Source organism: Microbispora rosea (genome assembly GCF_900156315.1).
GTDB lineage: Bacteria > Actinomycetota > Actinomycetes > Streptosporangiales > Streptosporangiaceae > Microbispora > Microbispora rosea.
Window position 1 is genome coordinate 96,265 of record NZ_FTNI01000009.1, and the last position, 15,799, is coordinate 112,063.

Genomic DNA, 15,799 nt, shown 5'->3' on the forward strand with positions numbered 1-15,799 from the left:
CATGAGCGTCGACCTCAACTCCGACCTGGGCGAGGGCTTCGGCCGGTGGACGCTCGGCGACGACGACGCGTTGCTGTCGATCGTCACGAGCGCCAACGTCGCCTGCGGGTTCCACGCGGGAGACCCGGTGATCATGCGGCGCACCTGCGAGACCGCGGCCGCGCGCGGTGTGGTGATCGGCGCCCAGGTCGGCTACCGCGACCTGGCGGGCTTCGGGCGGCGCTTCGTCGACGTGCCGCCCGTCGAACTCGCCGACGACGTCATCTACCAGATCGGGGCGCTGGACGCCTTCGCGCGGGTGGCGGGCACCAGGGTCAGGTACGTCAAGCCGCACGGCGCGCTCTACAACGCGATCGTGCACCACGAGGCGCAGGCCGCCGCGGTGGTCGCGGCCGTGCGGGCCTACGACCCCGGCCTGCCCGTGCTCGGCCTCCCCGGCTCGGCGTGGCTGCGCCAGGCCGCCGGGGCCGGCCTCACCACGGTCGCGGAATGCTTCGCCGACCGCGCCTACACCCGCGAGGGCAGGCTGGTGCCGCGCGGCGTGCCCGGCGCCGTCCTGCACGACCCCGCCCTGGTCGCCGAGCGCAGCGTACGCATGGCGAGGGGCGAACCGGTCGAGGCCCTCGACGGGACGCCGCTCACCGTCACGGCGGACTCGATCTGCGTGCACGGCGACAGCCCCGGCGCCGTCGCCATGGCGATCGAGGTCCGTGACGCGCTCAAGGAGAACGGCATCGGCCTGGCGCCGTTCGCCGCGGAGCCGGCGCCGTTCACAAGGGGGGCGATGTGAACGCGCGGCTGCACCGCTGCGGCGAGCACGCCGTCCTGGTCGAGCTCGGCCGTCTCGAGGAGGTGGTCGCCCTCTACGACGCCCTCGCGGCCGACACCCCGCCCGGAATCGTCGACCTCGTCCCCGCGGCGCGTACGCTGCTCGTCCGGTTCGAGCCGCCGACGCGCCACGCCGAGGTGGAGTCCGCCGTCCTGGCCGCACGACCGGCCGGAGGCCGCCGCGTGACGACCGAGGAGGTGGTGATCCCCGTCCTGTACGACGGCGACGACCTCGCCGACGTGGCCCGGCTGACCGGGCTCACCGAACGCGAGGTGGCGGCCGCGCACACCCAGACCCCCTGGACGGTCGCCTTCTGCGGGTTCGCCCCCGGCTTCGGCTACATGATCGGCGGCGACCCCCGGCTGGCCGTGCCCCGGCGGACGGAGTCGCGCGTACGCGTGCCGACCGGCGCCGTGGCGCTCGCCGGAGAGTTCAGCGGCGTCTACCCGCGCGAGTCCCCAGGCGGCTGGCAGCTGATCGGCCGCACCGAGACCGTGGTGTGGGACATCGCGGCCGACCCGCCCGCCCTGCTGCGCCCGGGGGTCCGGGTGCGGTTCGCGGAGGCGCTGCCGTGAGCGGGGCGACGTGAGCGGGGCGACGGCGGGCGAGCCTCGGCGGGCGCTGGTGGTGCTCGCCCCAGGTCCCCTCACCACGGTGCAGGACCTCGGGCGGCGCCGGCACAGCCATCTCGGCGTCGGGCGTTCCGGCGCCGCCGACCGGGGCGCGCTGCGGCTGGCCAACCGCCTGCTGGCCAATCCCGAGGACGCCGCCTGCCTGGAGGTCACCCTGGGCGGGCTGAAGGTGCGCGCCGCCGGCGACCTGCTCGTGGCGCTCACCGGCGCCCCGTGTCCCGCCACCGTCACCTCCCCGGACGGACGCATGCGCGGCGTCGGGCACGCGTCGGTCGAGCACCTCCCGGACGGGGCCACACTGCGGCTCGGTGTGCCGCCCCGCGGGCTGCGCACCTACCTCGCCGTCCGCGGCGGGATCGACGTCCCCGAGGTGCTGGGGTCACGGGCCACCGACCTGCTCTCCGGCCTCGGCCCGGCACGCCCGGCGGCCGGATCGGTGCTCCCGGTCGGGCCGGCGCCCGCGGCGTTTCCCGCGGCCGATCTCGCCCCGGTGCCCGAGCCGGAGTCCGGCCTCCTCATGCTGGACGTGATACCGGGACCACGCCACGACTGGTTCACCCCCGGCGCCCTGGCGGCCCTGTGCGCCGAGCCGTACGAGGTCACCCCGCACAGCGACCGGGTCGGCATGCGGCTGCGCGGGCCACGCCTCGAGCGCGCGCGCGACGGGGAGCTGCCGAGCGAGGGCATGGTCCTCGGCGCGCTGCAGGTGCCGCCGTCGGGGCAGCCGACGCTCTTCCTCGCGGATCACCCCGTGACCGGCGGATATCCCGTCATCGCGGTGGTGCGCGACCACCACGTCGACCGGGCGGCGCAGGCCCGCCCCGGGCAGCAGGTCCGTTTCCGGCTGGCCGACGGCCATCGGTTCCACTGACCGAGGAGGCTCCGATGGAACTCGACCCCGCGGGCCTGACCCCCCGCGAGGGTGACGCCGCAGGCCGCGGTGTGCCCCCGAGGCCGCCGAATCAGTCGCCGGCGCGGCGGACGAGGGGGTTGGCGGCGGTGGAGTTGCGGATGCTGAAGGTCACGCTGCCGGCGCGGTAGCGGTCGTCGGAGCACTCGACGGGCCTGCCCTCCTGGGTGGTGGTGACGCGGCGCTGGCGCAGCAGGGGGCTGCCCCGCCGCACGTCGAGCAGCCGGGCGTCCTCGCTGCCGGCCGCCACGGCGTCGATCAGGTGCTCGCCGTACGCGAAGACGAGGCCGACCGACTCGTAGAGCTCCTGGGTCACCGACTCGCACTCGGGGTCGAGCCGCTCGACGGCGGGGGCGATCCAGCCGGCGTAGACGGTGCGCTCGACCAGCACCGGCTCGCCGTCGAGCCGCCGCAGCCGCAGCACGTCGAGCACCTCCTCCCCCGGCTCCAGCGACAGCCGTACGGCCTCGGAGGGCGAGCAAGGGCGGCGCCGGGAGGACAGCACGGTGCCGCTGGCGCGGTAGCCCATCGAGCGGGCCCACTGGGCGAAGCTGTGCAGCTCGGCGAAGCTCTGGCTGCGTTCGCTGCCGAGCACGATGCGCCGCGCGCCCTGCCGGGACCCCACCAGTCCCTCGGCGGCGAGCAGGGCGACGGCCTGGCGAACGGTCCCGCGCGCCGCCGAATACCGTAAGGCCAGCTCAGCCTCGGAAGGGAGCTGAGCGCCTATCGGATAGTCCCCCCTGACGATGGCGTCCCGCAGGTCACTCGCAATCTGTTCGTAGCGCGCCATCGTGCTGAGCCCTTCCGTTCACGCGACTGACATCGATATGCGACTTACTAGCTCTGGCTTGTTTGTACAAGTTCGCCTAAGTTCGATCCACGCACCACAGTGGGAGGGACCGTTGTCCACACGTACCGCCGGCCTCGTGGCCGCGCTCACGATAACCACCTCAGTGATCGCGGCATGCGGCGCCGCCCCCACGACCGCCGGCGGCGGCTCGGGGGCGGGTGATTCCAAGGCCGCCTCCGCGACCTCCGCCCAGGACTTCGGCGGGCTGGACAAGCTGGTGGAGGCCGCCAAGAAGGAAGGGAAGCTCAACACCATCGCGCTGCCGCCGGACTGGGCCAACTACGGCGAGGTCATCAAGGCGTTCGAGGCCAAGTACGGCATCAAGATCACTAGCGACAACCCCGACGGCTCCAGCCAGGACGAGATCAACGCGGTCAAGACCCTCAAGGGCCAGGACCGCGCCCCCGACGTGCTCGACCTCGGCAGCGCCTTCGCGCTCAGCGGCGCCCAGGAGGGCCTGTTCGCGCCCTACAAGGTGCAGAGCTGGGACAAGATCCCCGACGGCCAGAAGGAGACCGGCGGCGCCTGGTACTACGACTACGGCGGCTACATCTCCATCGGCTGCGACGCCAAGCGGGTCAAGACCTGCCCCCAGACGTTCGCCGACCTGCTCAAGCCCGAATACAAGGGCATGGTCGCGCTGAACGGCGACCCGACCAAGGCCGGCGCCGCCTTCGCCGGCGTCTACGCCGCCTCGCTCGCCAACCAGGGCTCGTTCGACGACATCCAGCCCGGCATCGACTTCTTCAAGAAGCTCAAGGAGAACGGCAACTTCAACCCGGTCGAGGCGACCCCCGCCACGGTGGAGAAGGGCGAGACCCCGATCACCCTCGACTGGGACTACCTGCAGGCCAGCTACGCCAAGGAGTTCTCCTCCAAGGGCGTGGACTGGAAGATCGCCATCCCCGCCGACGGCCAGTACGCCAACTTCTACGCCCAGGCGATCAACAAGTGGGCGCCGCACCCCGCCGCCGCCCGCCTCTGGCAGGAGTTCCTCTACAGCGCCGAGGGCCAGAACCTGTGGCTGAAGGGCTACGCCCGCCCGGTGCTGCTGCCCTCCATGCAGGAGGACGGCAGCGCGGACGCCGCCATGGTCGCCCAGCTCCCCAAGGTCGAGGGCACCCCCTCCTTCCCGACTCCGGACCAGGTCAACAAGGCCAAGGAAGTCCTGGCGAGCGGGTGGGGCGCGGCGGTCTCGGGCTGAGATCGTGCGCGACAGCCGTACGCGATCGAAGAGCCGGTGGGCGGCCGTGCCGCTGCTGGTCTTCGTCGTCATCGTCTTCGGCGTGCCGATGCTGGTCCTCCTCGGTGGCACGTTCACCAAGGAGGGCGCGTTCAGCACCGCCAACCTCACCGAGTCGCTCCAGGGCGCGTACCTGACCGCCCTGCTCGGGAGCGTCAAGATCTCGGCGCTGGTGGCGGTGCTGGGCGGGGTGCTCGGCACCTTCCTCGCCCAGGCCGTGGTGACCTCCAGGTTCCGTACGCTGCGCGAGGCGGTGCTGACCGCCTCCGGCGTGCTGGCCAACTTCGGCGGCGTGCCGCTGGCCTTCGCCTGGATCGCCACGCTCGGCAACTCGGGCGTCGTCACCACCACACTCGGCCTCGGCCAGCACGGGTGGAGCCTGTACAACTTCTGGGGTCTCACCCTGGTCTACCTGTACTTCTCCATCCCCCTGCAGGTCCTCACGGTCGTGCCCGCGCTCGACGGGCTGCGCCCGCAGTGGCGTGAGGCCGCGCAGAACAACGGCGCGAGCACCTGGCAGTTCTGGCGGTACGTCGGGATTCCGGTGCTGACACCGGCGCTGCTCGGCGGGGTCGTGCTGCTGTTCGGCGGCGCGTTCTCCGCCTACGCCACGGCGCAGGCCATGGTCGGGTCCACCGTCCCGCTGGTCACGCTGAAGATCGCCGACGCGCTCACCGGCAACGTCCTGATCGGCCACGAGAACGTCGCGCTGGCCCTCAGCCTTGACATGATCGTGGTCGCGGGCCTGGTCATGGCCGTCTACCTCCCGCTGCAGCGAAGGAGCGCCCGATGGCTTCGCTGACCCCTCAGGTGACCACGCAGGTCGCCACCGGAACGGCGCCCGCGCGCGGCGGCCGGCCGCGGCGTCCCCGGGTGTGGCGCGGGGTCGTCCTCGTGCTCGCCGCCGTCTACTTCCTCGTCCCGCTGATCGCGTCGTTCGTCTTCACGGTCGAGGTGCCGAACCAGGGCTTCTCGCTCGACGCGTACGGCCAGATCTTCTCGGCCGAGGGCTTCGGCGGCAGCCTCCTGCTGTCGCTCGGGCTCGGGGTCGCCACGATCGTGCTCGTGCTGCTGCTGACGCTGCCCGCCGCGGTGGCCGTACGGCTCGGCGCGCCGCGGCTGCGGCCGGTGCTCGAGGTGGTCTGCACGCTGCCGCTGGTCGTGCCCCCGATCACGTTCGTGGCCGGGATCAGCACCGTGCTGCGGTGGGGGCCCGACTACCTGGCGACCACGCCCCTGTACCAGACGATGATCGCGGTGCAGAACCCGGACTTCCCGGTGGTGCTCGTGCTCGCCTACGTCGTGCTCGCGCTGCCGTTCGCCTACCGCTCGCTCGACGCGGGCCTGGGCGCCATCGACGTGCGCACGCTGTCGGAGGCGGCCAGGAACCTCGGGGCGTCGTGGCCCCACGTGCTGCTGCGGGTGATCATCCCCAACATGCGGTCGGCGATGGCGAGCGCGTCGTTCCTCACGCTGGCGCTGGTGCTCGGGGAGTTCACGATCGCCCGGCTACTCAGCTTCGAGACCTTCCCCAACTGGATTTACCGGATCTCCGGCTCTCAGGCGCAGGTGTCGGTGGCCGTCTCGGTGTTCAGCCTGCTGATCACCTGGCTGCTGTTGCTCGCCCTGTCCTCCGCCGGCGCGAGGCAAAGGAGTGGATCATGAACGGCGCCCGGGTCGAGTTCCGCGGCCTGCGGCGGCGGTTCGGCAGCACGGTCGCGCTGGACGGGCTCGACCTCACGGTGGAGCCCGGCGAGCTGATCGCACTGCTCGGCCCGTCGGGGTGCGGCAAGACCACCGCGCTGCGCTGCCTGGCCGGCTTCGAGCAGCCCGACGAGGGCGAGGTGCTGGTGGACGGCGCCGACATCACGCGCGTGCCGGCCAACCGGCGCGACGCGGGCATGGTCTTCCAGTCCTACAGCCTCTTCCCCAACCTCAACGCCCGGGACAACGTGAGCTTCGGCATGCGGGTGCGCAAGGCGCCCACCGCCAAGCGGCACGCCCGCGCGCAGGAGCTGCTCGAACTGGTCGGCCTGCCCTCGGTCGGCGAACGCTACCCCCACCAGCTGTCCGGCGGCCAGCAGCAGCGCGTGGCGCTGGCCCGCGCGCTCGCCCTGGAGCCCAGGGTGCTGCTGCTGGACGAGCCGTTGTCGGCGCTGGACGCCAAGGTGCGGGTCACGCTGCGCGAGGAGATCCGCCGCCTGCAGCTCTCCCTCGGCATCACGACGATCTTCGTGACGCACGACCAGGAGGAGGCGCTGTCGATGGCCGACCGGGTCGCCGTGCTGCGCGACGGCCGCCTGGAGCAGGTCGCCGACCCCGCCACCCTGTACGACCGGCCGGCGACCCCGTTCGTCGCCGAGTTCGTCGGCGCGATGAACCACCTGACCGGCCTGGTGTCGGGCGACCGGGTCACCGTCCTCGGGCAGACGCTGCCCGTGGAGGGCCGGGCGCCGGACACGGCGCAGGTGGACGTGCTGGTGCGGCCCGAGGCCGTGCTGGTCACGCCGGTCGACGCGTCCGGCGCCGAGGGCGACGGGATCGTCATGGTGTCGTCGTTCCGCGGCTCCACCGCCCGCCTGCGGGTCCATCTCGGCGACGGCACCGAGGTGCTGGCCGACGTCCCCGGCCACGACTCGGCGCGCTTCGCGCCCGGAACCGCCGTACGGGTCGGGCTGGTCGAGCGGCCCGTGCTCGTGTCGGCCCGCTCGGAGACCGGAGCCGCGACGGCGGTCCCCGAACCCGATGTCGTCTAGGGCGTGCCCGGCGGCGGTCCTGTTCGACATGGACGGCACGCTGGTGGACACCGAGGACCTGTGGTGGGACGCCTGCGTGGAGGTCGCGGACGGCCTGGGCTCCCCTCTCGGGGAGGCCGACCGGGAGGCGCTGTTCGGCCTGTCGGTCGAGGACGCCGCCCTGCACATCTCCGGAGGTCCGGGGGCGGGGGCCGTGGAGTCCCTGCTGACGGACGCGTTCACCCGCCGGCTGAAGAACGGGGTGACCATGCTTCCCGGCGCGGTCGCGCTGCTGGAGGCCCTGCACGCGGCCGGGATCCCGGCGGGACTGGTCAGCGCGTCCCCCCGGCCGGTCGTGGACCTGGTGCTCGAGACCGTCGGCGGGCACCGCTTCCGCCTGTCGGTGGCCGCCGGGGACAGCGCCAGGAACAAGCCCGCACCCGATCCGTACCTGGCCGCCGCCGCGCGGCTCGGCGTCGACCCGGCCGCGTGCGTGGCGATCGAGGACAGCCCGACCGGCGTCGCCTCGGCCCGGTCCGCCGGGTGCGCCGTCATCGTGGTCGGGCCCTCGGGCGCGGGGAGCGGAACGAACACGACGAGCGGGACGAACGCGGTGACGGCGGTGCCGACACTGGAGAGCGTCGATCTGCCGCTGCTGCGGCGGCTGGTCTCCCGCGCCCCCCTTTGAGCCGACTCCGGTCACTACGCGAATCTCAGTTCCCTTTGGGTATCGTCGCAGCATGCGTGCCATGAACACCGTGAAGGCCGGCTGCGACGACCCCAAGGACGTCTACTCGGCCGCCTGCCCGTGCCGCAACATGCTCGACCTGCTGGCCAACAAGTGGAGCGCGCTGGCCCTGGGCGCCCTGGACGACGGGCCGCAGCGTTTCGGCGCGCTGCGCGCCCGGCTCCAGGGCGTCAGCCCCAAGGTGCTCACCCAGACCCTGCGCCGTCTGGAGGACCACGGCCTGATCCACCGCGACGTGTATCCCGAGGTGCCGCTGCGGGTGGAATACAGCCTCACTCCGCTCGGCCGGGACGCCAACGTCCCGCTCGCCCACCTGCGGACGTGGGTGGAGCGCAACATCGACCGCTTCCCCGGCCAGGACTAGCCTCCTGACCTCGATGGTTCCCGATGGGTACTCATGTCCCTTGCGGGTAACCAGCCGTCGGTGGATAGCGTGCAGGTGATACCGCCGAGCCGTACGAACCGGCACGGCATTCATGTAGCGCAGGGGGACAGACATGACCGAAACCCAGAACGGGACCATGCCCGCCGTCGCCTTCCGGCGCAGCCTTCCCATCGACGACCCGGAAAGCCTGCTGGACGTGGAGCTGCCGGTGCCGCAACCCGGCCCGCGCGACCTGCTGGTCCGGGTGGAGGCCGTCGCCGTGAACCCGGTGGACTACAAGGTCCGGCGCAACAGCGACCCGGGCGGCGAGCCCAAGGTGCTCGGCTGGGACGCCGCGGGCACCGTGGTCGCCGTGGGCGACGAGGTGGAGCTGTTCGAGGCCGGCGACGAGGTCTACTACGCCGGCGCGCTCAACCGGCCCGGTGCGAACTCCCGCTTCCACGTGGTGGACGAGCGCCTCGTCGGCCGCAAGCCCGCCACCTTGTCCTTCACCGAGGCCGCCGCGCTGCCGCTGACCTCGCTCACGGCCTGGGAGGGCCTGTTCGAGCGGCTGGGCCTGCGCGGCGACGCGCTCGGCCAGACCGGGACGCTGCTGGTGACCGCGGCCGCGGGCGGCGTCGGCTCCATCGCCGTGCAGCTCGCCCGCGCCCTGACCGGGCTCACCGTGATCGGCACGGCCTCCCGGCCCGAGACGGTGGAGTTCGCCCGCCGGATGGGCGCCCACCACATCGTGGACCACCGGGGACCGCTGGCGAAGCAACTGGCCGAGGTCGCGCCCGGCGGCGTGGACTACGTCTTCAGCACGATCGGCACCGACCGCAACCTCACGGCCTACGCCGAGGCGCTCACCCCCTTCGGCGCGGTCGTCGCCATCGACGATCACGACTCCCTCGACATCGGCGTGCTCAAGCCGAAGAGCATCTCGTTCCATTGGGAGCTCATGTTCACCCACTCGCTGTTCCCGACGCCGCGTCAGGTGGACCAGCACCGCATCCTCGACCGGGTCGCCCGGCTCGTGGACGCCGGGGTCCTCACCACCACCGCCGGCCGCGACCTCGGTCCGGTCAACGCCGCCAACCTGCGTGAGGCCCACCGGATCCTCGAATCGGGCACCGCCATCGGCAAGCTCACCCTGACGGGCTTCTGACCAACCCTTCTCCGCCGGGAACAACGGGCGAGGCGCGGCCGGTTGGGGATCACAGGAACCGAGCCCGAAGACAGGAGTTGCGCATGCGTGCCATCGTCGTCCCCGCTTACGGTGATTCTTCGGTGCTGGAGTACGCGGAGCGGCCCGATCCCGAGCCCGGCCCGGGTGAGGTGCTGGTCGAGGTGGCCGCGACGGGCGTCAACTTCATCGACGTCTACCACCGCGAGGGCCGCTATCCGCTGCCGCTCCCGCTGGTCCCGGGCTCGGAGACGGCCGGGACCGTCACGGCCGTCGGGCCCGGGGTGACCGACGTCGTGCCCGGCGACCGGGTCGGCTCCGCGAGCGCGATCGGCGCGTACGCGGCCAAGGCCGTGATCCCGGCGGACAAGGTGGTCCGGCTGCCCGACGGGCTGGCGCCGGATCTGGCCGCGGCGGTGCTGCTCCAGGGGCTGACCGCGCACTACCTGACCCACTCCACGTACGCGATCCGGTCGGGCGACGACGTGCTCGTGCACGCGGCGGCGGGCGGCATGGGCCTGCTGCTCGTCCAGATGGCCAAGCTGCGCGGCGCCCGCGTGATCGGCACGGTCTCCAGCGCGGAGAAGGAGAAGCTCGCGCGGCAGGCCGGCGCCGACGAGGTCGTCGGCTACGAGGGCTTCACCGAGGCCGTCAAGGAGATCACCGACGGCGCCGGGGTGCACGTCGTCTACGACGGGGTCGGCGCCGCCACGTTCGACGGGTCGCTCGCGTCGCTGCGGCCGCGCGGCATGATGGCGCTGTACGGCGCGGCCAGCGGTCCCGTCCCGCCGTTCGACCCGCAGCGGCTCAACGCGGGCGGCTCGTTGTTCCTCACCCGGCCCACGCTCGCGCACTACACGGCGACACGCGAGGAACTGCTGTCACGGGCGAACGACCTGCTCGGCTGGGTCGCCTCCGGCGCCGTGAAGGTGCACATCTCCCAGCGCTACCCGCTCGCCGAGGCCCGGCGCGCCCACGACGACCTGGAAGGCAGGCGGACGACCGGCAAGCTGCTGCTCGTCCCCTGACCTGCGGACAGCCGCCCTCACGCCGCCATGGCGATCAGGCGCCATCGATCAGGCGCCATCGATCAGGCGCTGCGCGGCGACCTCGGCGCCGTCGGTGCGCACCTCGCCCGCCACAGACGCGGCGCGGGCCGCCACATCGGGATGGAGGACCCGGCCGAGCGCCTCGGCCAGCGACTCGGCGGTCGGCGCGGCGGGCGGATCCGCGATCCCGATCCCGAGATCGCCGGCCCGCCGCGCCCAGTAGTGCTGGTCGTAGAGCTGCGGCACGACGACCTGGGGCGCCCCGGCCAGCGCGGCGGCGGTCGTGGTGCCCGCGCCGCCGTGGTGGACGACGGCGGCGACCCGGGGGAACAGCGCCTGCTGGTCGACCTCGTCGACCGGCAGGCAATCGGGTCCGTCGTCCGCCGGGGACAGGCCGGCCCAGCCGCGCAGCACGATCACGCGGCGTCCGAGCGCGCGGGCCGCGGCCCGGTGTGCGTTGATCGCGGCGCCGACGGTGCCGTTCCAGCGCCGCGCGTCCTCGGCCCACAGCGCGCGGTTGCCTGCCGTCGCGTCCGCCGGCGCCTGCCCCCAGACGGGCACGGGGGCATGGTGCGGCGACGGCAGCGTGACCGGGCAGTAGCTCACGTAGACGTAGGCGATCCCCAGCCGCTCCGCCACCGAGTGGGCGGCCATCGACATGGCCCCGCCCGCCACGATGACGTCGCAGCCCTCGGCCGCCGCGGGGATCGCGGCGAACTGGACGGCGACCGTGCCCTCGATCATCCGCCGGCGTTGCTCGGGCGTCGGCGGGGCCTGGACCCGTGGGCCGACCCGGCTCACGGCCCCCGATTGTGCGCTGTCGCCGGGGTCTTGCCGCAAGTTCCCCCGCCGCCTATACCTTGAAAGTGGCGGGGGATGCCTCGATCAGGCCAGAGGGTGGGCCGGCCACTCCAGCAGGCGGGCCCCGAGCACGGCCGTCTCCAGGGTGAACCGCTGTGTGGGATCGCTCGGTGAGAAGCCCGTCAGCCTCCTGATCCGCTCCAGCCGGTAGGTGATCGCCCGGGTGCTGACGCCGAGCCTGCGCGCCGCCGCCGTGTGGTTGCCCTGGGAGGCGAAGATCGCCTCCAGCGTCTCCAGCAGCGGCTCGGGCCCGCCGCGCGCGGAGGTCAGCGGCCCGAGCACGGTGGAGACGAGGTCCACGATCGCGTCCCTGTCCCGCAGCAGCACCGGGAAGACCAGCAGATCGGCCGCCTTGAGCACCTGGGCCCGCAGGCCGAGCCGCTCGCCGAGGTCGATCGCGTTGACCGCCTCCCGGTAGGAGGTGACGATGCCGCCGGGGCCCTGGTGGGGGCGGCCCACCCCCACCCGCCAGTCGGTGAGCGCGGCACGCACGTGGTGGGTGAACTCGCCGCTCGCGGCGGCCAGCGCGGCCGGAGCCACGCACACCAGCAGGCCCTCGCGGACCGCGACCAGGATGTTGTGCGAGCCGAACCTCGCCACCATCGCCTGCTCGATCCTCGCGGCCAGCGGATCCCCGGCCGCCACCGGGGGCCGCGGCCTCGCCACGGTCACGATGTATCCCCCGGCGAGCCGCAGGCCGAAGTGCTCGGCGCGTTCGGCGTCCGCCCTGCCCTGCAGCAGGTCGTCGACGAACAGGCGACGGGCCTCCTCCTCCTGCCGGAGTGCGGCGCGCTGGGCCTCCTCGTATCCCTCGATGTAGGCGGCCATCCCGCGGCGTACGGCGCCGAAGGCCCCGCCGGCGGTGATCTCGGCGGCGTGCAGGCAGGCGTCGGCGAGCACCCGCAGCGGAATGCCGCGCTCGGCGGCGAGGGCGCCGCACTCGCGCAAGCCGTCCATGTCGGCGCGACCGGGCAACCTGCCGGTGGCGGCCGACGCGGCCAGAACCGACAGGAACCCGCCGAGTAAGTCGGCGGGCACCCCGGTCGCCTCGCTCACGCGAGCGAGAACGCTGTCCATCAGACTCCTACGTCACGCCGTTCGAAGGCGAGCAGCGCCGTCATGAGCAGGACGGCCGTCGCACCCAGCAGGACAAGGTAGTCACCGTACGGCCAGCCCTGATAGAGCGGCCTGCCGTCGAGGTAGTAGTGGACGGGCGAGAGCCAGCGCAGCCAGGAGATGGCGTCGATGCTCCTGCCCATGGTCTCGACGATGTATCCGGCGACGCCCCAGACGCCGACCACGGCGAGCGCGACCTGCTTGCGCCCGAAGGCCGCGCCCACGCACAGCGTCAGCGTCCCGAAGAACAGCACGAGCAGGAACAGCCCCGTGTGCGCGGCGAGGATGCTGCCGAACGGCACGTCCATGTGGGCGGCGGACGCCGCCCCGGTGGCGACGGCCAGCGTCACCAGCGCCACGGCGAGCAGGCCGAGCGCCAGCGCGGCCCAGCGCTCCAGGAGCAGCCGCCTGCGGTCGATCGGCAGCGTCAGCGTGAGCTCCAGCGTTCTGGCCTCCTCCGGGCCGGCGATGGCCCGGTTGCCGAGGATCGCGGCGCACATGGTGAACAGCAGCGGGCCGAGGAGCTGGTAGGCGACCGCCTGCAGGTAGCCGCGCCCGGTCGCGATGTCGGACATGCCGCCCATCAGGTCCCTGAACGCGCCGGGATATTTGGCGATGGCCTGTTTGCTGAACGTCTCGGGGTCGTTCATCATGCTCGCGTAGATCGAGATGTACATCGTGAGGAACGCGCACAGCCCGACCGTCCATCCGATGAGGGCGCGGCGATACTCCACCAGGGTCTTACGCACCAGCGTGGGCATGACGGCCCTCCTCCTCGCTGTAGTAGGTCAGGAAGATCTCCTCCAGGTCCGGCTCGGCGCTGACCATGTGGACCACGGTGTAGCGGGCCGCCGCCTTGATCAGCGCGTCGGGCCTGCCGTCGATCGTGCAGCGCAGGCTCGCCCCCTGGACGACCACGTCGCGTACGCCGGGAAGCCCTTCGAACGACTCCTTCGGGACCGGCGCGTCGAAGTGGAGCTCCACGTGCCGTACGGCCCGCTCGCGCAGCGCGGCGATGTCCTCGACCGCGACGAGACGGCCCGCCCGCACGATGCCCACCCGGTCGGCCACGTGCTCCACCTCGGCGAGCACGTGCGACGACATGAGGATCGTGTGGCCGGCCGTGCGCGCCTCCCGGACCATGGCCAGGAACTCCTGCTGCACCAGCGGGTCGAGCCCGCTCGTCGGCTCGTCCAGGATGAGCAGCTCGGGCTCGTGCATGAACGCCTGGATGAGCCCGACCTTCTGCTTGTTGCCCTTGGACAGCTCCCCCATCCTGACGGACAGGTCGGCGTCGAGCCGCTCGGCCAGTTCGTCGATCCTGCCGCGGCTCACCCCGCCGCGCACGTCGGCGAGGAACTGCAGGTAGTTGCGGGCCCGCTCCCGGCCCTCCAGGGCAAGCTCGCCCGGGAGGTAGCCGATCCTGGCGCGTACGCGCGGATCGCGGGTGTCGGCGCCGAGGACGGTCGCCCGGCCCGACGTCGGCCGGATCACGTCGAGGAGCAGCCGGATCGTCGTCGTCTTGCCGGCGCCGTTGGGCCCCAGATAGCCGAAGACCTCGCCCGGCCGGATTTCGAGGGTGAGGTCCTCGAGGCCTCGTCTCGTACCGTAGAACTTCGTCAGTCCTTCGGTCTCCACCACTGCTGTCATGCCGCAATGGTGGCGCTCCCGTCAGCCGCGGGGTATGCCCGCTTCCGGACACTTGCCGGTCGCGTTCGTTCGCACCTTCGGCAAAGCGGAGGTCAAGACGTGCCGCACGTGGCGGAGCCGGGCAGCAGATGGCGGTAGCGCGAGACCAGCCGGTAGCCCGCCTCTGCCACCCAGCTCACCGGTGGCGTCAGCATCACCCGGCCGGCCACGCGCCAGGCCGTACGCGGCTGCAGGACGAGGAGCAGCGCAATGGCTCGCGCGCCGTGGGCGCGCAGCCCGTCCGGGCCGAGCAGCTGCACGGACGTCTCGACCTCCGCGCGCGTCAGGCCCGTCGCGTCGAGGTCGAGGCCCTGCCACGCCCGCACGGCGGGCATGTACGGCAGGATCCGGTGCCCGGCGTTCACGCACGCCTGGCAGAAGGCGCAGTCGCCGTCGAAGACCAGCAGGACCCGGTTCTCCCCGCTTCCGCCGTTTTCCCGGCTCCCTCGATTTCCTCCGCTCATGCCGGCGTACCTACCAATCCTGGGACGGATCATTCCGGTCTCGTGGTGGCGGCGCGGGCCGCCGCGACGCGCGCACCGCCAGCACGACGACGAGGATCACCGCGACCGCGAGACTGAAGACGACCGCGGAGACCAGCAGCAGGACGAGCACGCTCATCGTCGATCTTCCCTTCGGCGTGCCCGTCCGCGCACCAGGCGTGCGGCGACGGCCAGGCCCACCGACGCGTACGACACCGCGTGCGCCAGCCGTACGGACCTGGGGATGTCCGAGACGGACGGGCGGGGACCGTCGCCCAGCTCCGGACGGTGCTCCACCCTGCCGCCGTAGTCGTTGGCCCCGCCGAGACGCACGCCGAGGGCGCCGGCGAAGGCCGCCTCGCAGCGCCCGGAGTTGGGGCTGGGATGGCGGTGCCCGTCCCTGATCGACACGGCGGCCGCGCGGCGGGGAGAGCCGCCCACCAGACCGGCGAGACCCGTGGTGAGCAGGGCCGTCAGCCGGGCCGGCACGTAGTTGGCCACGTCGTCCAGCCGGGCCGAGGCCCAGCCGAACCTCGCGTAGCGCGGCGACCGGTGGCCCACCATCGCGTCGAGCGTGTTCACCGCGCGGTAGCCGAGCAGGCCGGGCACGCCGAAGAGCGCCCCCCACACGAGCGGGGCGACGACGGCGTCCGAGGTGTTCTCCGCGATCGACTCGACCGTGCCCCGCGCGAGCTCCGCGGCGTCGAGCCCGGACGGATCGCGTCCGCACAGATGGGGAAGGCGTGCGCGGGCGGCGGCCAGGTCGCCCTCCCGCAACGAGCGGGCCATCAGCGTGCCCTCCCTGCCCAGCGTCGTGCCGCCGAGCACCGCCCACGTGGCGGCGGCGGTGACCGCGGCGCGTGCGATCGGGCTCGACCGGGTCACCCGCTCGGCGAGCAGTCCCGCGGCCGTCGCCGCGCCGACGCAGACGGTGGTGTAGGCCAGGCCCGCTAACCGCGAGTCGCGATATATGCGCTTTTCGAGGGCGGCGGCCCGGCTGCCGAACACCGCGACGGGATGACCGCGCCGGGGATCTCCCACCGCGGCGTCGATCGCGGCCCCGGCGAGCAGTCCCGCCGCCGTGGCACCGTCCATGATCCGGGTC

Annotated in this window: 19 protein-coding genes; 11 read left to right on the plus strand and 8 right to left on the minus strand. The window is 72.9% G+C overall.

Features of this window, described 5'->3' with window-relative positions:
• Window position 1: 1 nt before the first annotated feature.
• Genes BXA11_RS15055 through BXA11_RS15065 form a run of 3 tightly spaced genes read left to right on the plus strand, consistent with a single transcriptional unit; the run spans window position 2 to window position 2,332 of the window.
• On the plus strand, window positions 2-790 hold the full coding sequence (locus tag BXA11_RS15055; RefSeq protein WP_076435197.1) for a LamB/YcsF family protein: 789 nt from the start codon (window positions 2-4) through the stop codon (window positions 788-790).
• Window positions 787-1,404: a 5-oxoprolinase subunit B family protein gene (locus tag BXA11_RS15060; RefSeq protein WP_076435031.1), complete on the plus strand. Its 618-nt coding sequence runs from the start codon at window positions 787-789 to the stop codon at window positions 1,402-1,404. Before BXA11_RS15055 ends, BXA11_RS15060 begins: the two co-directional genes overlap by 4 nt.
• Before the next feature lie 10 nt (window positions 1,405-1,414).
• On the plus strand, window positions 1,415-2,332 hold the full coding sequence (locus BXA11_RS15065) for a 5-oxoprolinase subunit C family protein (RefSeq protein WP_076435032.1): 918 nt from the start codon (window positions 1,415-1,417) through the stop codon (window positions 2,330-2,332).
• A 91-nt stretch (window positions 2,333-2,423) separates the two neighbouring features.
• Here BXA11_RS15065 and BXA11_RS15070 read toward each other — a convergent pair whose 3' ends face one another.
• On the minus strand, window positions 2,424-3,161 hold the full coding sequence (locus BXA11_RS15070; protein WP_030509653.1) for a GntR family transcriptional regulator: 738 nt from the start codon (window positions 3,159-3,161) through the stop codon (window positions 2,424-2,426).
• Window positions 3,162-3,273: 112 nt separating this feature from the next.
• Here BXA11_RS15070 and BXA11_RS15075 point away from each other — a divergent pair, with 112 nt between their 5' ends.
• From BXA11_RS15075 to BXA11_RS15110, 8 genes are all read left to right on the plus strand, one after another.
• Window positions 3,274-4,425: an ABC transporter substrate-binding protein gene (locus BXA11_RS15075; RefSeq protein WP_076435033.1), complete on the plus strand. Its 1,152-nt coding sequence runs from the start codon at window positions 3,274-3,276 to the stop codon at window positions 4,423-4,425.
• A gap of 4 nt (window positions 4,426-4,429) precedes the next feature.
• Window positions 4,430-5,266 carry an ABC transporter permease gene (locus tag BXA11_RS15080; protein WP_231513999.1) on the plus strand — a complete coding sequence of 279 codons (837 nt, stop codon included), beginning with the start codon at window positions 4,430-4,432 and terminating at the stop codon, window positions 5,264-5,266.
• Window positions 5,254-6,129, plus strand: coding sequence for an ABC transporter permease (locus tag BXA11_RS15085; RefSeq protein ID WP_083744248.1), 876 nt, complete (start codon window positions 5,254-5,256; stop codon window positions 6,127-6,129). Before BXA11_RS15080 ends, BXA11_RS15085 begins: the two co-directional genes overlap by 13 nt.
• Window positions 6,126-7,220 carry an ABC transporter ATP-binding protein gene (locus tag BXA11_RS15090; RefSeq protein WP_076435034.1) on the plus strand — a complete coding sequence of 365 codons (1,095 nt, stop codon included), beginning with the start codon at window positions 6,126-6,128 and terminating at the stop codon, window positions 7,218-7,220. The genes BXA11_RS15085 and BXA11_RS15090 overlap by 4 nt, the downstream gene beginning before the upstream one ends.
• Window positions 7,210-7,887, plus strand: a complete 678-nt coding sequence (locus tag BXA11_RS15095) for an HAD family hydrolase (protein WP_076435035.1) — start codon at window positions 7,210-7,212, stop codon at window positions 7,885-7,887. The genes BXA11_RS15090 and BXA11_RS15095 overlap by 11 nt, the downstream gene beginning before the upstream one ends.
• Window positions 7,888-7,939: 52 nt before the next feature.
• Complete coding sequence (locus BXA11_RS15100; RefSeq protein ID WP_030509659.1) at window positions 7,940-8,311, plus strand: winged helix-turn-helix transcriptional regulator; 372 nt, start codon at window positions 7,940-7,942, stop codon at window positions 8,309-8,311.
• A gap of 133 nt (window positions 8,312-8,444) precedes the next feature.
• A complete protein-coding gene (locus BXA11_RS15105; RefSeq protein WP_030509660.1) occupies window positions 8,445-9,479 on the plus strand; it encodes a zinc-binding alcohol dehydrogenase family protein in 1,035 nt (344 codons plus the stop codon).
• Between the two features lie 83 nt (window positions 9,480-9,562).
• Window positions 9,563-10,525, plus strand: a complete 963-nt coding sequence (locus tag BXA11_RS15110; protein WP_076435036.1) for a quinone oxidoreductase family protein — start codon at window positions 9,563-9,565, stop codon at window positions 10,523-10,525.
• Between the two features lie 48 nt (window positions 10,526-10,573).
• Here BXA11_RS15110 and BXA11_RS15115 read toward each other — a convergent pair whose 3' ends face one another.
• The 7 genes from BXA11_RS15115 to BXA11_RS15140 form a co-directional block, all read right to left on the minus strand.
• Window positions 10,574-11,347, minus strand: coding sequence for a glycosyltransferase (locus BXA11_RS15115; protein WP_143734280.1), 774 nt, complete (start codon window positions 11,345-11,347; stop codon window positions 10,574-10,576).
• Window positions 11,348-11,431: 84 nt separating this feature from the next.
• On the minus strand, window positions 11,432-12,484 hold the full coding sequence (locus BXA11_RS15120) for a PucR family transcriptional regulator (protein WP_076435038.1): 1,053 nt from the start codon (window positions 12,482-12,484) through the stop codon (window positions 11,432-11,434).
• Complete coding sequence (locus BXA11_RS15125; RefSeq protein WP_030509664.1) at window positions 12,484-13,284, minus strand: ABC transporter permease subunit; 801 nt, start codon at window positions 13,282-13,284, stop codon at window positions 12,484-12,486. Before BXA11_RS15125 ends, BXA11_RS15120 begins: the two co-directional genes overlap by 1 nt.
• On the minus strand, window positions 13,265-14,173 hold the full coding sequence (locus BXA11_RS15130) for an ABC transporter ATP-binding protein (protein ID WP_030509665.1): 909 nt from the start codon (window positions 14,171-14,173) through the stop codon (window positions 13,265-13,267). Before BXA11_RS15130 ends, BXA11_RS15125 begins: the two co-directional genes overlap by 20 nt.
• Window positions 14,174-14,265: 92 nt before the next feature.
• Window positions 14,266-14,676, minus strand: coding sequence for a thiol-disulfide oxidoreductase DCC family protein (locus BXA11_RS15135; RefSeq protein ID WP_076435039.1), 411 nt, complete (start codon window positions 14,674-14,676; stop codon window positions 14,266-14,268).
• 10 nt (window positions 14,677-14,686) lie between these two features.
• Window positions 14,687-14,833, minus strand: a complete 147-nt coding sequence (locus BXA11_RS43125; RefSeq protein WP_159454779.1) for a hypothetical protein — start codon at window positions 14,831-14,833, stop codon at window positions 14,687-14,689.
• Window positions 14,830-15,789 carry a cobalamin biosynthesis protein gene (locus BXA11_RS15140; protein WP_076435200.1) on the minus strand — a complete coding sequence of 320 codons (960 nt, stop codon included), beginning with the start codon at window positions 15,787-15,789 and terminating at the stop codon, window positions 14,830-14,832. The genes BXA11_RS43125 and BXA11_RS15140 overlap by 4 nt, the downstream gene beginning before the upstream one ends.
• Window positions 15,790-15,799: the final 10 nt, after the last annotated feature.

What these genes read in the sequence shown, in the direction of transcription:
- BXA11_RS15055 (WP_076435197.1), top strand. Translation starts at nt 2, where the DNA reads ATGAGCGTCGACCTCAACTCCGACCTGGGCGAGGGCTTCGGCCGGTGG.
- BXA11_RS15070 (WP_030509653.1), bottom strand. Translation starts at nt 3,161, where the DNA reads ATGGCGCGCTACGAACAGATTGCGAGTGACCTGCGGGACGCCATCGTC.
- BXA11_RS15085 (WP_083744248.1), top strand. Translation starts at nt 5,254, where the DNA reads ATGGCTTCGCTGACCCCTCAGGTGACCACGCAGGTCGCCACCGGAACG.
- BXA11_RS15090 (WP_076435034.1), top strand. Translation starts at nt 6,126, where the DNA reads ATGAACGGCGCCCGGGTCGAGTTCCGCGGCCTGCGGCGGCGGTTCGGC.
- BXA11_RS15095 (WP_076435035.1), top strand. Translation starts at nt 7,210, where the DNA reads ATGTCGTCTAGGGCGTGCCCGGCGGCGGTCCTGTTCGACATGGACGGC.
- BXA11_RS15100 (WP_030509659.1), top strand. Translation starts at nt 7,940, where the DNA reads ATGCGTGCCATGAACACCGTGAAGGCCGGCTGCGACGACCCCAAGGAC.
- BXA11_RS15105 (WP_030509660.1), top strand. Translation starts at nt 8,445, where the DNA reads ATGACCGAAACCCAGAACGGGACCATGCCCGCCGTCGCCTTCCGGCGC.
- BXA11_RS15110 (WP_076435036.1), top strand. Translation starts at nt 9,563, where the DNA reads ATGCGTGCCATCGTCGTCCCCGCTTACGGTGATTCTTCGGTGCTGGAG.
- BXA11_RS15120 (WP_076435038.1), bottom strand. Translation starts at nt 12,484, where the DNA reads ATGGACAGCGTTCTCGCTCGCGTGAGCGAGGCGACCGGGGTGCCCGCC.
- BXA11_RS15125 (WP_030509664.1), bottom strand. Translation starts at nt 13,284, where the DNA reads ATGCCCACGCTGGTGCGTAAGACCCTGGTGGAGTATCGCCGCGCCCTC.
- BXA11_RS15130 (WP_030509665.1), bottom strand. Translation starts at nt 14,173, where the DNA reads ATGACAGCAGTGGTGGAGACCGAAGGACTGACGAAGTTCTACGGTACG.
- BXA11_RS15135 (WP_076435039.1), bottom strand. Translation starts at nt 14,676, where the DNA reads ATGAGCGGAGGAAATCGAGGGAGCCGGGAAAACGGCGGAAGCGGGGAG.
- BXA11_RS43125 (WP_159454779.1), bottom strand. Translation starts at nt 14,833, where the DNA reads ATGAGCGTGCTCGTCCTGCTGCTGGTCTCCGCGGTCGTCTTCAGTCTC.
- BXA11_RS15140 (WP_076435200.1), bottom strand. Translation starts at nt 15,789, where the DNA reads ATGGACGGTGCCACGGCGGCGGGACTGCTCGCCGGGGCCGCGATCGAC.